This is a genomic window from Olivibacter sp. SA151, from assembly GCF_054130995.1.
The window spans coordinates 762589-778711 of the sequence record NZ_CP096391.1; the positions used below are offsets into that span (position 1 = coordinate 762589).

At 42.0% G+C, this 16123-nt stretch carries 13 protein-coding genes; 10 read left to right on the forward strand and 3 right to left on the reverse strand.

Translation table 11 applies throughout. The annotated features are described in order from the left end of the window. Positions 1-39 precede the first annotated feature (39 nt). The 7 genes from M1D52_RS03105 (at position 40) to M1D52_RS03135 (ending at position 8153) form a co-directional block, all read left to right on the forward strand. Positions 40-1233 carry a glycoside hydrolase family 88 protein gene (locus M1D52_RS03105; RefSeq protein ID WP_437393750.1) on the forward strand — a complete coding sequence of 398 codons (1194 nt, stop codon included), beginning with the start codon at positions 40-42 and terminating at the stop codon, positions 1231-1233. Between the two features lie 56 nt (positions 1234-1289). After that, a complete protein-coding gene (locus M1D52_RS03110) occupies positions 1290-2642 on the forward strand; it encodes an alpha-L-fucosidase (protein WP_437393749.1) in 1353 nt (450 codons plus the stop codon). Between the two features lie 157 nt (positions 2643-2799). Continuing rightward, positions 2800-3642, forward strand: coding sequence for a 5-dehydro-4-deoxy-D-glucuronate isomerase (kduI, locus tag M1D52_RS03115; RefSeq protein WP_437362161.1), 843 nt, complete (start codon positions 2800-2802; stop codon positions 3640-3642). Positions 3643-3666: 24 nt separating this feature from the next. Continuing rightward, the gene (locus M1D52_RS03120) at positions 3667-4809 is read left to right on the forward strand and encodes a DUF4861 family protein (protein WP_437393748.1); all 1143 of its coding nucleotides are present in this window, start codon (positions 3667-3669) and stop codon (positions 4807-4809) included. A 10-nt stretch (positions 4810-4819) separates the two neighbouring features. Continuing rightward, positions 4820-5584, forward strand: a complete 765-nt coding sequence (locus M1D52_RS03125) for an SDR family oxidoreductase (protein WP_198140348.1) — start codon at positions 4820-4822, stop codon at positions 5582-5584. 287 nt (positions 5585-5871) lie between these two features. Beyond that, on the forward strand, positions 5872-7128 hold the full coding sequence (locus tag M1D52_RS03130) for a glycoside hydrolase family 88 protein (protein ID WP_289554364.1): 1257 nt from the start codon (positions 5872-5874) through the stop codon (positions 7126-7128). 161 nt (positions 7129-7289) lie between these two features. Next, entirely contained in the window at positions 7290-8153 is an 864-nt protein-coding gene (locus M1D52_RS03135) for an ROK family protein (protein ID WP_013664029.1), read from the forward strand. On the opposite strand, the gene M1D52_RS03140 is transcribed toward M1D52_RS03135, so the two are convergent. Together M1D52_RS03140 and upp are read right to left on the reverse strand one after the other, a co-directional pair. Then, entirely contained in the window at positions 8145-8843 is a 699-nt protein-coding gene (locus M1D52_RS03140) for a YjjG family noncanonical pyrimidine nucleotidase (RefSeq protein WP_130858136.1), read from the reverse strand. The two genes, M1D52_RS03135 and M1D52_RS03140, sit on opposite strands and share 9 nt — an antisense overlap. A gap of 901 nt (positions 8844-9744) precedes the next feature. Continuing rightward, the gene (gene upp, locus M1D52_RS03145; protein WP_437362154.1) at positions 9745-10389 is read right to left on the reverse strand and encodes a uracil phosphoribosyltransferase; all 645 of its coding nucleotides are present in this window, start codon (positions 10387-10389) and stop codon (positions 9745-9747) included. A gap of 325 nt (positions 10390-10714) precedes the next feature. On the opposite strand from upp, the gene uvrB reads away from it, so the two are divergent. Then, positions 10715-12742, forward strand: a complete 2028-nt coding sequence (gene uvrB, locus M1D52_RS03150) for an excinuclease ABC subunit UvrB (RefSeq protein ID WP_437394375.1) — start codon at positions 10715-10717, stop codon at positions 12740-12742. A 79-nt stretch (positions 12743-12821) separates the two neighbouring features. Here uvrB and M1D52_RS03155 read toward each other — a convergent pair whose 3' ends face one another. Further along, complete coding sequence (locus tag M1D52_RS03155) at positions 12822-13298, reverse strand: hypothetical protein (RefSeq protein ID WP_013664025.1); 477 nt, start codon at positions 13296-13298, stop codon at positions 12822-12824. A 263-nt stretch (positions 13299-13561) separates the two neighbouring features. On the opposite strand from M1D52_RS03155, the gene M1D52_RS03160 reads away from it, so the two are divergent. Together M1D52_RS03160 and M1D52_RS03165 are read left to right on the forward strand one after the other, a co-directional pair. Then, entirely contained in the window at positions 13562-15502 is a 1941-nt protein-coding gene (locus tag M1D52_RS03160) for a tetratricopeptide repeat-containing sensor histidine kinase (RefSeq protein ID WP_437362151.1), read from the forward strand. Then, positions 15468-16103 carry a response regulator gene (locus M1D52_RS03165; protein WP_013664023.1) on the forward strand — a complete coding sequence of 212 codons (636 nt, stop codon included), beginning with the start codon at positions 15468-15470 and terminating at the stop codon, positions 16101-16103. Before M1D52_RS03160 ends, M1D52_RS03165 begins: the two co-directional genes overlap by 35 nt. Positions 16104-16123 lie beyond the last annotated feature (20 nt).

Below are 16123 nucleotides of genomic sequence, written 5' to 3' on the forward strand. Positions count from 1 at the left end.
TTTTGGCCGTCATAATCCAAACACTTAACCAATATAACGATGGCCAAAATAATCAAGCCGGTTTTTATACTTATAAGCATCATGCTATCAGGTATACAGTCTTTCGCGCAAACTAAAAGCATGAAAGAACTGATTCAAGCAAACTTTGATTTTGCAAGAGCGCAATATAAAGTGCTCGCCAATAATATACCATCTGAAAAGTTGCCTCAAAATTGGGATCCGAAAACAGGCAAAATCGACGCGCGCGACATTCAATGGTGGTGCAGCGGTTTTTATCCGGGATCATTATGGTTGATTTATGAGCAAACAAAAGATGAAACTATCCATCAAGAGGCTTTGCGAACGCTAAAATTGATTGAACCGAATAAAACTTTTACCGGCAACCATGATCTGGGGTTCATGATGTTTTGTAGCTTCGGAAATGCCTATCGTATCACGCGTGACAATGCCTATAAGGATATTCTGTTTCAATCGGCTGCCTCTTTAGCAACGCGTTATAGACCCGAAATTCAAGCGATTCAATCATGGAATAAAAATAAGTTCTGGGACTGTCCCGTGATCATTGATAACATGATGAACCTCGAAATGCTGAACTGGGTGAGCGATCATGGAGGCGATAAGCGATATAAAGAAATCGCGATCACACATGCGAACACAACGCTTAAGAATCATTTCCGTCCCGATTTCAGTTCCTTTCATGTAATTGATTATAACCCAAACAATGGAACGGTACGCAGAAAAGCTACCTGGCAAGGTGCTGCTAATAGTTCTGCTTGGGCAAGGGGGCAAGGCTGGGCGCTTTATGGGTATACACTCATGTACAGAGATACGAAAAATGAAGCCTATTTGAAACAAGCAGAAGGCATTGCCGCCTTTATCTTGAATCATCCCAATCTTCCGGAAGACAAAATCCCCTACTGGGACTTCGATGCGCCTTTCATGCCTTATGCTGAACGAGATGCCTCTGCCGGTGCACTTATAGCTTCCGCATTGTTGGAACTCGGGCAATATGTAGAGGGGGATAAAAAACGCTTGTATTTGAAAAGTGCAGAGCAGATGTTGCGTTCTTTAGCAAGTGATACTTACCGATCTAAACTTGGCGAAAATGGTGGTTTTCTTATACAGCATAGCACAGGCGCTTTTCCATTAAATTCTGAGATCGATAGACCAATTATTTATGCAGATTATTATTTTTTGGAAGCGCTTAAACGTTATAAAGATTGGTATTTATAGAGCATGCCAATTTCAGGTAAGTTATTAGGAGATGGTGTAAGTTAAAATTAATAAGGATGAAACGATTTTTCAGTATGATACTCGTCTTACTTGGCCTTTATTACTCAGTGATTGCGCAAGAGGTATCGAGAAAAGAAGTCGAGAAAATTAACTGGTTTAAAGAAGCAAGGTTCGGTATGTTTGTCCATTGGGGGCTTTACAGCATATTGGGTGGTACCTACAATGGAAGAACAATGCCGGATACAGCACTTGCAAACGGAAAAAGCTGGTATGCCGAATGGATACAGCAACGTTTAGAGATTCCCAATAACGAATACCAAGCCTTAGTCGAAAAATTTAACCCAAGTCGTTTCAATGCAGATGAATGGATTAAGGAAGCGAAGAACGCAGGGATGAAGTATTTTGTGATAACTGCCAAGCACCATGATGGGTTTGCATTATGGGACTCAAATGTCTCAAATTACGATATAGCGGCTACACCGCTCAGGGGCCGGGATATTTTAGGAGAGCTTGTAGATGCCTGTAAAAAATACGGTTTGAAATATGGCTTTTACTATTCGCATTGGCAGGATTGGGAACATCCCAATGGCGCTATTCCTTACTGGAAACCCGCAAGAAAAAGCCGTGATTTCGAAAAATATTGGAAAGAGAAGAGCCTGCCGCAAGTTCAGGAATTAATCGAACGCTATGACCCTGATTTATTGTGGTTTGATACTTGGGACGAGGAGGCGAAGGAATTGATTACACCTGCCCGAAGAGATGAGCTGATTCATTTAGTTCGAAAATTAAGCAGTAAATGTTTGATCAATGGACGTATAGCGATGCATGACCCCGGAAACGAGATCGATTTTTTGGAGATGATGGATAATGCCTATCCCAAACAATTGCTCGATAAACCGTGGCAAACGCCTGCAACCATGAATCATACCTGGGCATGGCATAGTAAGGATTTTAACTGGAAATCATCCGGACAAATGTTACGTTACTTGGTAAGTAATGCAAGTAAGGGAGGAAATTATTTACTTAATATTGGCCCTAAACCGGACGGTACGCTTCCGCTTCCGGCCATTAGACGGTTACGGGAAATGGGGGCATGGATGCTTACTCACGGTGACGCAGTATATGCCACGCAACCGCTTCGTGACGTACCAACAAACAAGGGAGTCGTTCTTACTCAAAAGAGAATAGAAGGTGGCCAAATTATCTATGCGCATATACTGGATGAACTTCCTGATAACACCTTAAAGCTTGCTATAGCTAAAGATAAGGTTCAGAACTGTCAATTGGTTGAAACGGGAGAGATGAGAAATGTAAAGAGTGATGGAAACAAGGGAGTTACGATTTCATTACCTGAAAAAGATCCATATGATAATGCCATACGTGTGTTAAAACTATACGTGAAAGAATAAAACATCAAACGGATTACTCCAATCAACTAGACCACTGCATATATGCTAAGCTACATGACCATATTAACCAATGTAAACGTTTGCGCCTTTCCTGACTTTCTTGTATATTAGCCCAATAAAACGCCAATTAGTTAGTAAAAAAATAAAAACTGAAATAATGAGCACTACGTATGAAACCCGTTATGCTTCGAGTCCAACCGAAACGAAAGGCATGGACACGGAGGCCTTGAGAAGTAATTTCTTAATTGAAAGATTATTTGAAGAAAACAAAATCACGTTGGTATATACCCATTACGACCGATATATTGCTGGCGGTGTCATGCCTATTGCACAGGAGGTAGTTTTAGAAACCATTGATCCATTGAAAGCACCTTACTTTTTGGAACGGAGAGAACTTGGATTAATTAATATAGGTGGTGCCGGTATTGTTAAAGTAGATGGTGAATCATTTGATATTGGCTTCAAGGAGGCATTGTATATTGGAAAAGGAAAGAAGGAGGTGATTTTTGCTAGTAAAGACCAAAATAACCCGGCTAAATTCTATATAAACTCGGCTCCGGCACATCATGCCTATCCTACCAAGAAAGTGACGAAGGCTGATGCCGAAATAGTCGAATTGGGAAGTTTGGAAACAGCGAACCATCGAGTTATAAATAAATTATTGGTATCAGGCGTGGTGGAAACATGTCAACTTCAAATGGGAATGACCGAGCTTAAAACCGGTAGTGTTTGGAATACAATGCCTGCACATACGCACGATAGACGTATGGAAGTGTATTGTTATTTCGAGGTCCCACAAGGTCAGGCGGTTTGCCATTTTATGGGACAACCGCAAGAAACCAGACATATATGGATGCAGAATGAACAGGCCGTCATATCACCACCTTGGTCGGTACATGCCGGAGCAGCTACATCTAATTACACCTTTATATGGGGAATGGCGGGCGAAAATATGGATTATGGAGATATGGATGGATGTGCCATTACAGAACTTAGGTAGTACATGCAGGTTATCCAATTAAAGATGGACAAGAAAAATAAATGGCTGGCGTTTGTTATAATGATGGTCGGCCTACTTTCCTGTAATAATAAAGATAAAGTAGGAAAACAGCTGGTAATAGCTAACACTTTAGCAGTTGATCGTGCGGAATTGGCCAGCATCCCTTACCGGGAATTTTTAAAGGTATACAATACCCATTCTGCACCTAAACGCTTCAAACTGGTTGATGATAAAGGTAAGGAATATGCTTATCAGTTGGAGAAAAAGGGCAGCGATAGTATTGTAAATGTGTTGATCTGGATAGCGATCCCTGCAAACAGTGAAGTCAGACTCCATGCCGTGTCGGGGGAGCCCGCCGCGGTCACGGCAAAGACATTTGCCCGCTACGTACCGGAACGATACGATGATTTTGCGTGGGAAAATGACAGAATCGCTTTCCGGATGTATGGTAAAGCCTTAGAAGGAAGACCGGATGATGCACAGGGGCTTGATATTTGGGCGAAGCGAACGGAAAAATTAGTTGTCGATGAGTGGTATAAAACCGGCGACTACCATAAAGATCACGGCGATGGATTGGATTATTATTCCGTTGGTATGACCTTAGGTGCCGGTGATATAGCACCTTATGCAGCCGATAAAATAATTTATTCAAAGCATTACCGTAAGCATGAAGTGCTGGACAACGGCCCGTTGCGCACTACCTTTCGACTAAGTTATGAACCTTGGCAAGTGAACGATCGTGTCGTGTCTCTTACTAAAACAATTACCTTAGATGCTGGTTCACAATTGAATAGAGTGGAGCTACTTTATCATTTCGAGGGCGGTGGGAAGCTTCCGCTAGTGGCAGGTATAGTGCTTCGTCAGGAAGAAGGAGGGAAGATTATAAAAAACCTGAGCAAAGGTGTCGCAGCCTATTGGGAACCTCCTCATGGCGAAGATGGAACCTTGGGCATAGCGGTGCTCGGGCAAACGGATCTACCTGAAATCACCGAAAATGAAGGTCAATTGCTGGCACATTTTAGTGCGATTGCCGACCAACCTTTGGTTTATTACAACGGCGGCGCTTGGGATAAGGCAGGAAAGATTCACAATGCGAATGAATGGGAACAATATTTAACATCCTATAAAGAAAAAGTAAATAATCCGTTAAGCATTTCAATAAAATAAAAATATGTCTATACTCAATAAATTTGATCTTAAAGGGAAACTTGCCTTGGTTTCAGGCTGCAAAAGGGGGATCGGTAAGGCAATGGCTATAGCATTGGCGGAAGCCGGTGCAGACATTATCGGTGTATCGGCGACCCTTGAATTATCCGACAGTACGGTCGCAAAAGAGGTGACAGCCCTGGGTCGTAAATTTTATGCCTATCAGTGTGATTTTTCAAATCGGAATGCCATTTATCAATTCATAGCGAAGGTTAAAGCTGATCACGAAAGTATTGACATCCTTGTGAACAATGCAGGTAATATCCTTAGAAAACCGGCCGCAGAGCATCCCGATGAATACTGGGACGAAATTATAGCCATTAATCAAACTGCCCAGTTTATTATTACACGTGAATTCGGAAAGGATATGGTCCAAAGAGGAAGCGGAAAAATTATATTTACAGCCTCGCTTCTGACTTTTCAGGGAGGAATTAACGTGCCCGGTTACGCAGCGTCAAAAGGTGCTGTCGGACAATTGACCAAAGCTTTTGCTAATGAATGGGCCGGTAGTGGCGTCAATGTCAACGCGATAGCACCCGGTTATATCGCAACGGATAATACATCAGCACTTCGGGCTGATGAAGAAAGAAGCCAATCTATTCTGGCGCGGATCCCCGCAGGAAGGTGGGGTGACCCCGATGATTTTAAGGGACCGACTGTATTTCTGGCCTCTAAAGCGGCCGACTATGTTCATGGTACGATTTTGACGGTAGATGGTGGTTGGATGGGGCGGTAAAAGAATTTTTTATACATCTCCGCTTGATTATTGGCAAGGTGCTTCGGTTTATCTATTCCCTTGCAACACCTGGTAAGAGGTTCATCAGTGAATCTATCTGCTCTTTTCTTTCAAAGATAAAAGAGCAAATATTTGATAAGAAATTGATTAATAAAATCTTTTTTTATGATTGCAACGAAGATTAATCAACCATACAACAAAAAGCATAAGACGACGTTATAAGAAAAGTGTAACCCATCATAGGGTTGCACTTTTTTATATCCGGGATTTCGGTACAGAGTTCGAGCATGATAAGAAAATTAATCAAAAGAAACCTTTTACAACTACTGCTATTTCTTCTTGCGATCGGCGGCTGCTCTACCGGCAAGCAAGTCGCGACAAAGGGGAATAAATCACTTACGGAAACAATTGAACAACGCTTCAAACATGCAAGTACACAGTACAAGCTACTCATGGAAGAGTTGCAGGAAGATAAATTGCCAAAAACTTACGTTAAGGCAAATAATTTCCTCGAAACGAGCGGTTCAGATTGGTGGACAAGTGGTTTTTATCCCGGAACATTGTGGGCCCTTTTTGAAGAAACTAATGATAGTGTCTTACTCAAAGAAGCGCGGCGAACGTTAAAGCTCTTAGCTAAACAGCAGACAAATGATAAATTGGCTGACCTCGGGGCCATCATGTACAATAGTTTCGGTACAGCGATGAAAATAGATCCACAGGTATCTTATCAAAAAACACTTGTAGCCAGTGCCAAAACGCTGATGAAAAGATATAACGCTAAAGTGAAAGCCATTCGTTCTTGGGATACCAGACAAAATGATAAAGAATTTGTTGTTGTCATCGATCATCTCATGAATCTGGAACTGCTGTTCTGGGCTACGCATGCTACCGGTGATTCCGCTTATTATAAAGTTGCATGCAACGAGGCCGAGACGATTTGGAAAAATCATATACGGCCCGATTACAGCACCTGTCAGATTGTGACTTTTGACACCAAAACGGGGAAGGTTAAACATAAACGCAATGCGCAGGGCTACAACGACGAGTCTTGCTGGGCAAGGGGGCAGGCTTGGGCATTATATGGTTTTACCGTACTCTATAGGGAAACAAGCAATCCAACCTATTTGAACTATGCCGAACATATTGCAGAGTACATCCTGAATGAGCCAAACTTACCAAAAGATAAAGTGCCATATTGGGATTTTAATGCCCCGGATATTCCTAATACTTATAGAGATGCCTCTGCCGCAGCAATTATGTCGGCCGCTTTTTTGGAGTTAAGTGGCTATAGTACCAACAACGGTAAAACATACTTCAAAGCCGGTGAAGCAATGCTCGAAACCTTGGCATCTCCCGAATATACTGCGCTTTTGGGAGCTAATGGCGGTTTTATCTTAATGCATGGCGCAGGCTATATTCCCGTTATGGCTGAAGTGGATGTGCCATTGCCTTATGCTGATTATTATTATATACAGGCACTGAAGCGTTATAAAATGTTGACAATGAATAGTTCAAATCTCAACGCAAGCTTTAGATATCCCTAATTCGTAAGCGATGATACTCGTCTGTTAGTCAAATCAACTATAATTGCTGTCGAAATGACATTTTCTTAAAAAAAATATATAATATTTTGCAGCTTTATTTTTTTGCTAAAACGCTTTAATTATATTTGCCTCACGTTCCATTAAAAATTATAAACACGTTAATGAGTAATAAAATTGTAGTAGGTTGTGACATCGGAGGATCACATATCTCAACAGCATTGGTCAACCTGGAAAGCAAATCACTAGTCAATGATAGCTTCGAACGGCGCTCAGTAAATTCACACGATACAGTTTCCGAAATTATTAGTGCTTGGACTGATTGTATTAAAGCCTCATTGCAAAAAGGTGGTTTTGAGAAGCTTGCAGTGGGGATTGCCATTCCCGGTCCCTTTGATTATGATCAGGGCGTTAGCTTAATGAGGGGACAGAATAAGTATGAAGCCCTATACCAAGTCAATGTGCGAAATTTATTGGCCAACCAATTAGGGATCGATCCTTTGCAAATAAAGTTTATAAATGATGCTGCTAGTTTTCTACAGGGTGAGATGTTTGCCGGTGCCGGAGCTGCCTTCAAAAAAGCTGTAGGCTTAACATTAGGTACGGGGCTGGGGAGTGCTTTGTTTTTGAATGGACATGCAGAGGATGGTGATCTTTGGTGTGCTCCTTTTCGAGAAGGGATTGCGGAGGACTACCTCGCCGGGCGATGGCTAAAGGATACGTATTGCCAGCGGAGTGGGCAGCATATAGAAAGTGTGAAGGCTTTGTGCGAGCTCGTTCCCACCGATGATGTTGCTAGGGGCGTTTTTCGTGAGTTCGGCGAAACATTAGGCGTATTCATTGCCGACTATCTACTCATTAAATCGCCGGAAGGTTTAGTCTTAGGCGGCAATATTAGCAAGGCACATGGCCTTTTTTTGGAACATACCCACAAATTATTGAGTAATAGAGGTTTTACTTTTCCAATCGAAATAGCAGCCCTCGGAGAGATGGCGGCGATTTACGGCGCAGCCGATATGCTAAAATAATAGCTTCAGTTCGGTTAAGGCGCTGATACTACGTTTAACATCAATGGGTTCTTCAAGCCCGTTCGGATTAAAGTAAATGGCATCTAGCCCGAAGGCCTGTGCCCCTCGGATATCGGCCTCAATGCTGTCGCCTATCATAACACTCTCTTCCTTTGATGCCTTGGCGGCAGTTAAGGAGTAATGGTATATGTCGGGATGTGGTTTATGTACGCCCACGTCTTCAGAGATGATTATTTGCGAAAAGTACTTTTTGATGTCTGTTTTTATAACCTTTATTTCTGCAGCATCTTTAAAGCCATTTGAAATTAAATGTAAAACGTATTTCTCTTTTAAGTAGCTCAGTGTTTCATGCACTCCCGGAAATAAGTTCGTTTTATGCGGACATAAACGAAGATAGTCAGTCTCAAAGGAGCTCGGAAAAAGCGTAGGCGATAAACCCAATTCTTGAAAAGTGTCCGCAAATCTCGCCCTTCGTAATTCTGTTTTATCAATCTTTCCATTATGGTATAGAGCCCACACCCGTTGATTATTACGGGTATAAGTTTCTATAAATAGATCTGCTGATGAAATCCCGAGATCAACAAACTTATAAGAAATAAAAAGTTCGTTTAGTGTTTCCTCTGCATTTTTGTCGAAATCCCATAAAGTATGGTCCAAATCAAAAAAAAGATGCCTCTTACCTGTGTACATACTACAAAGATAGCTATACTAGTCATAAGTTGTTATAACCATTATCACATTGGCTAATTATTTCAGCTTTTAGCCATCAGCAGTCAGCTATCAGCTTTCGGTCGCGCTGGCCTCTCTAATCATGTCAGCTATCATGACATTGGCTAATTATTTCAGCTTTTAGCCGTCAGCAGTCAGCTATCAGCTTTCGGTCACGCTGGTCTCTCAACTCATGTCGGCTATCATCACATTGGCTAATTATTTCAGCTTTTAGCCATCAGCAGTCAGCTATCGGCTTTCGGCCACGCTGGCCTCTCTAATCATGTCGGCTATCATCACATTGGCTAATTATTTCAGCTTTTAGCCGTCAGCTATCAGCTTTCGGTCGCGCTGGCCTCTCTAATCATGTCGGCTATCATCACATTGGCTAATTATTTCAGCTTTTAGCCATCAGCAGTCAGCTATCAGCTTTCGGTCACGCTGGCCTCTCTAATCATGTCGGCTATCATCACATTGGCTAATTATTTCAGCTTTTAGCCATCAGCAGTCAGCTATCAGCTTTCGGTCACGCTGGCCTCTCTAATCATGTCGGCTATCATCACATTGGCTAATTATTTCAGCTTTTAGCCATCAGCAGTCAGCTATCGGCTTTCGGCCACGCTGGTCTCTCAACTCATGTCGGCTATCATCACATTGGCTAATTATTTCAGCTTTTAGCCATCAGCAGTCAGCTATCGGCTTTCGGCCACGCTGGCCTCTCTAATCATGTCGGCTATCATCACATTGGCTAATTATTTCAGCTTTTAGCCGTCAGCAGTCAGCTATCAGCTTTCGGTCACGCTGGCCTCTCAACTCATTTCGGCTAATCATCACATTGGCTCATCAACTACTTAACTACTTAACGATTCAACTACTTAACTATTTACCTTTTCTCCCCATAAGCTAAATCACCGGCATCCCCAAGTCCGGGGACAATGTAAGCCTTGCTGGTCATTTCGCTATCTACTACACCAATCCAAAGATGGGCTTTGGGCAAATAAGCTTTAATATGCTCAACGCCCTCTTCACTCGCAATTGCGGCAACAATATGCAATTCTTTGATGTCATAGGTCGCTAGCAGCTCTTGACAGCTTAATACCATGCTGCTACCCGTAGCAATCATTGGATCGATCACAATAACTGTCCGACCTTTCAAATCAGGAGAGGTTAAATACTTACGCTCGATTTCGAAGGCACCGCTTTTTTTTGTTTTTCTGTATGCGCCAATAAATCCACAATCTGCACGATCGAAAAAATTTAAAAGGCCTTCATGCAAAGGAAGCCCGGCACGGACAATCGTAATCAGTACAGGTTGCGCTACCAATAAGGACGTTTCAGCGGTACCTAGCGGTGTTTCTACCTCGGTTGCCCTGAACGCTAATTTCTTGCTTATTTCATAAGCAAAGATTTCGCCCAAACGCTCCATGTTGCGACGAAAGCGCATTCGGTCCTGTTGGATAGTGAGATCACGCATTTCAGCAATGAAATGATTCGCAATGCTGTTTTCTTTACTTAGAATAAAGGCCATGTGTTCAGACAATTTGGTGTTGGTTTGTACGCACTTAGTAATTAACAATCAAACAGCTTTTTCGTATCTTTGTTTACCATAACGATAACAGAATTCGTTAGCGGTCCAAATAAATATCAATTACGCCTTTAATAACGTAAATTGAATAAGCAACGGAACATTAATAAAAAGCATTGGAGCATTACAGACGCAAAAAGTTTTGCTTAGGCGTAATCTCCACGGCCATTAAATAAATCACTCAATGAAGCCGAGATATAAATAATATTGACACACAAGGTAATTATTAGTGACTCGAGCTCTCATTGGCAATTAAAGAAAATAATAGATGAAATTTACAATATCCTCTGAATACGTTCCTACAGGTGATCAGCCCGAGGCCATTCGACAATTGGTTGAAGGAGTAGAAGCTGGGGAACATTATCAAACACTATTAGGCGTCACCGGTTCGGGTAAAACTTTTACCATTGCCAATGTGATTGCGCAAACACAACGGCCAACCCTTATATTAAGCCATAATAAAACCTTGGCAGCGCAGCTTTATGGTGAAATGAAGCAGTTCTTTCCCGAAAATGCGGTAAACTATTTCGTTTCTTACTACGATTATTATCAGCCGGAAGCCTATATTGCTCACTCCAATACCTATATAGAAAAAGATTTACAGATTAACGATGAGATTGAAAAATTACGTTTACGCACAACATCAGCCTTGATGTCAGGACGAAGAGACATCGTTGTCGTTTCGTCAATCTCTTGTATCTACGGTATGGGAAACCCTGAAGATTTTTCACGTTCCGTATTTCGCTTCGGCGTTGGTACCACCATCAGCCGAAATGCCTTTTTACATCGTTTGGTGGAGATTCTATACGCAAGAACAGCCGCTGATTTTAAACGGGGAACTTTTAGAGTGAAGGGTGATACAGTGGATGTTTTTCCGGCTTATATGGATGACGCCTATCGAATTACTTTCTTCGGAGATGAAATTGAAGAACTGAGCGTCATTGATCCTGTATCGGGAAAAACGTTAGATAAGATGGAGACGTTGGCGCTATTTCCTGCTAACCTTTTTGTGACGCCTAAAGAAAAATTTACACAATCCCTATGGGCTATACAAGATGAACTAGTACAACGAAAGGAACAACTCGTGAAGGATGGGCGGATGCTCGAAGCAAAACGTTTGGAAGAGCGTGTAAATTATGATTTGGAGATGATGCGCGAGTTAGGTTATTGTAGCGGTATCGAAAATTATTCACGCTTTTTTGATGGCAGACAACCTGGTATGCGCCCCTTCTGCCTGTTAGATTACTTTCCCGACGATTATTTAATGGTAATTGATGAAAGTCATGTGACGGTCCCCCAAATACGGGCTATGTACGGTGGCGACCGCTCTCGAAAGATATCACTTGTAGAATACGGTTTTCGCTTACCGGCGGCGCTCGATAACCGACCGCTGAATTTTCAGGAATTCGAATCAATGGCGCCGCAAACCATTTATGTGAGCGCTACGCCCGGTGATTATGAACTGCAAAAAACGGAAGGGGTAGTGGTAGAGCAAGTGATTAGGCCGACAGGTTTGTTGGATCCAACCATTGAAATTCGACCGGTAGTTAATCAGGTTGATGATTTACTCGATGAGGTAGATAAGGTAACCAAAGAAGGAGGAAGGGTTTTGGTAACTACACTCACAAAAAGAATGTCGGAGGAGCTTACAAAATATATGAGCCGATTAGGAATAAAAGTACGTTATATTCACTCCGAGATAAAAACGTTGGAACGGGTGGAGATCCTTCGTGGACTTCGTTTGGGTGAATTTGACGTGTTAGTGGGAATAAACTTGCTGCGTGAAGGACTGGATTTGCCCGAAGTAACTTTAGTGGCAATTTTAGACGCCGATAAAGAAGGTTTCTTACGTTCACAAACTTCCCTAATACAAACGATTGGCCGAGCGGCGAGAAACGACCGGGGGCGTGTCATTATGTATGCCGATAGTATTACTGATAGTATGCGGGCAACGATCGATGAAACCAATAGAAGGAGAGAGAAACAAATTAAATATAATGAGGAGCATGGTATTGTGCCTCGTACGGTCGGCAAGTCAAGAGAAGCCATTATGGAACAGACATCGGTTGCCGATTTTAAAGGAGGAGCGGCGAAGGCCTATGTCGATCCGGATCCTGCCAGCAGTGTAGCGGCTGACCCGGTGGTGCAATATATGAGTAAAGCACAACTGCAGAAGGCAATCGATACTGCAAAAAGAGACATGGAACGGGCAGCGAAGGATATGGATTTTTTACAGGCAGCCAAACTTCGCGATGAAATGTTTGCCCTTGAAAAAACAATGAAGGAGAAGTTTTAGCGAGGTGTTAGGTATAAGGTACGGGCATGAGGTGCAGGGCAGTATCAACCCTAACCCCTACACCCTAAACCTTCCACCTTTAAAGCGTGTATTTAAAAGTAAGCCCAAATCTACCGGCCTCAAATTCCGAATCGGGCGAAACTATCCAATAGGGACGCCAGTCGAAACCAACACTTAAAGGAGCCTGTGGAACCTTAAATTCAAGACCTGCCTGTGGGCGGAAGGCAAATCCGGTATCGCCATCGCCAAATAACACCTGCGGACCAATACCTACGTTCCACATAAGCCCCCCTGCATTAGGAACTTGTTTGTTATAAGAGTATTCTACGCCTAGAATAGTTATATCGTTACCAAATAATACCATAGCTTGTCCGGCATTGTTTTCCGTGAAGAAATGTTTTACATGAGGACCGACATAAGTGCCACCGTTTCCTAGATCTAAAAACAAACCAAAACCGGTGTTGTAGGGAGCTCCGCTTTGGGCTGAAGCCGTTTTTATGGTCAGAGCCCCGAGTAACATTAAAAAGATTGAAAGGAAAAGAAATTGTTTCATCATTAAGTTAGAATTATTTTTTTTTGAAAAACCATTGGCTCAAAATTGAAGCTTTATTTTCTTTTATGCTATCCTATACATTCGGGATTTTATTCTAATGGTTTTCAGGTATATTCTTGTTTTCTTTACAATTATGCTTGAGAGAATCGATAAATTTGTTTGTTAGTCGCCCATTGCTTATGCATTACTTTTTAGTTTTTTATCTATCGTTCTTCCCCTGCTATTCGCTATTTGCGCAACAAAGGTTAGCGTTTAATGAAGATAGTTTGAAGAATGTACTAAAAAGTGATGCGAGCGAGCGAAAGAAGATAAGTGCACTTCAGGATTTATCCGATCACTGGCTTTACATCGATTCAGCAAAATCGATGGGTTTTGCGCAAGATGCCTTCAAGAGAAGTGTTCGATTGAAAGAACCTTTAACGCTTGCCATTGCACATTATTATGTAGCAGGGGTTTACATGGAGCATTATAATCTGTCTGAAGCGCGACGAGCATTTGAAAAAGCCAAAGCTTTACTGGAAACAGATACATCCCACAGCGCACAGCGTTATCTTGCACGGGTATGGCATAATATAGGTGCTATAAGTCAACGCGAAGACGATACAGAGACTTTTTTGAGATTGCTGATCGAAAAAGCCTGTCCGATTCTCGAAAGAATAGGTGATTCATTGCTCTTGGCAAACAATTATTACGATATCGGTAATGTTTTTGCCGACATTAAGCAGTATGACAAGGCATATTCCTATTTTCAACGTGCAGCTCTTATTTTCGCTGATCATCATGAATATGCGGATGCTGTTAACAGTCATTTAGGTATCGTGAAGGCCTTGCTTTATCAAGAAGACTTTTCACCCGCCAATCGGGAGCGAATGCAAGCACATCTCAATTTTGCTTATAAGCAATTAAAGGATTATCCGCAAGCCTATCCCTGGACGAACTACTATGTCCTCGCAGGAATGTACCAACAATATGTTGAAAAGAATTTCGATCGCGCGCTGAAAAACTTTAACGAAGGAATCACTTTCGCTAACCAGCGCCAGGAAGCATACAATCGCATCGAGCTCCTTAACCGTAAGTATTATTTATATTTCGAGAATCAGCAGTACGATAAGGCAAAGGAAATGGCTTATCGCGTCTACAACGAAAACAAAGCCTTCCCTTTATCCCGAAATAAACTGATTAGCTTGAGGAACCTTGTAAATGTAGAAGAGGCAGTCGGCAATAAAGCTAAAGCTTTTGCGCTTTTGAAAGAGTATCTTGCGCTGGCCGACACAGTGAACGAAAAGCAGACTAACGTAAAGATAAACCTAATAGAAAAGAAATATGAAGATGCAAAAAAAGAAAAGGAGATCGTATCACTAAAGGCCGAAAATGAGCTTAATTCAGCGGCCTTGAAATACAATAAAACGATGCTGGTCTTTATCTGTATTGTGTTGGGGTGCCTATTGATATTGCTTGGGCTTGGATACTTACTCTATCGAAACAAACAACGGTTAGCAAAGCAGCAGTGCGATTTGCATGAAGAACAGCTTCAGCGTATGCAGAAAGAGCAACAAATACGATTTTTTAATGCTATGTTGCAAGGACAGGAGCAAGAAAGAAAGCGTCTGGCAAGTGATTTACACGATGGTTTAGGCGGATTGCTGTCAAATGTAAAATTGCTTTTATCTAAAAATCCCTGTGTAAGTCCCGAGCCGCAAGCACAAGAGCAACACCGGATTATTCTTAATAAACTCGATGTAGCTGTAAACGAGTTGAGAAGAATCGCTAGGAATATGATGCCGGAAACTTTATTGCGTTTTGGCTTAGTAACCGCACTTCGCGATTTTTGTGAAGATCTTGAGCGATCCGGGATAAACATATCTTTACAGACCTATGGTTTTAGTTTAGAGGATGATAAAGATCGGCAAATTATGGTTTATCGTATTTTGCAGGAATTGATCAATAATGCCGTGCGACACGCTGGAGCAAACACCATTCTGGTGCAGTGTATTCAAAACGACGGAAAGGTTTTTATTACCGTAGAAGATGATGGCTGTGGCTTTGATACCGACGACCAACAAGGAAAAGGAGTGGGGTTGCATAACGTGAAGAACAGGGTAGCTTATTTGAATGGCCAGTTGGATATTCAGTCTGAAAAAAATGTGGGAACAACAATTAATATAGAATTCAATGTCAATAAAGCATATATCCCTACTTATCGTTGACGATCATCCTGTGGTGCTGGAAGGTATGAAGGCCTTATTGTCTGATAACGAATCGGTAACGGTCAAAGCTTGCTGTCATGATGGCGAAAGTGCTTTACGGTTTTTAGCAGAAAACAATATCGATGTAATTTTACTCGATATTAATTTGCCGGATATCAGTGGTATTGATCTGTGTAAACAGATTAAGCAGCTCCATCCGCATATTCATATTATCGGCATAAGCAATTATAATGAGCGAAGCATGATTACCAAGATGCTGCAGAATGGAGCTAATGGTTATGTGTTAAAAAATGCAAGCGCGGAAGAAATTATCAATGCGATCCAATCTGTTGTAAACAAAAAGCTCTATTTCAGCCCGGAAGTGCAGCAATCTTTGTTCGAAGCAGCTTTGCATGATCCCATGAATTTACCGAAACTTACCAGGCGCGAACAGGAGGTGCTTCGGTGTATTGCGGAGGGAAAAACAACGGTGGAAATTGGCGAAACACTGTTTATTAGTCCGCATACAGTAGAGACCCATCGAAGAAATCTGATGCAGAAATTTGAAGTTTCAAATGCGGCAGCCCTCATCCGCGTAGCCACGCAATATCAGCTGATCTAGTCAATTAGCTAATTACCACA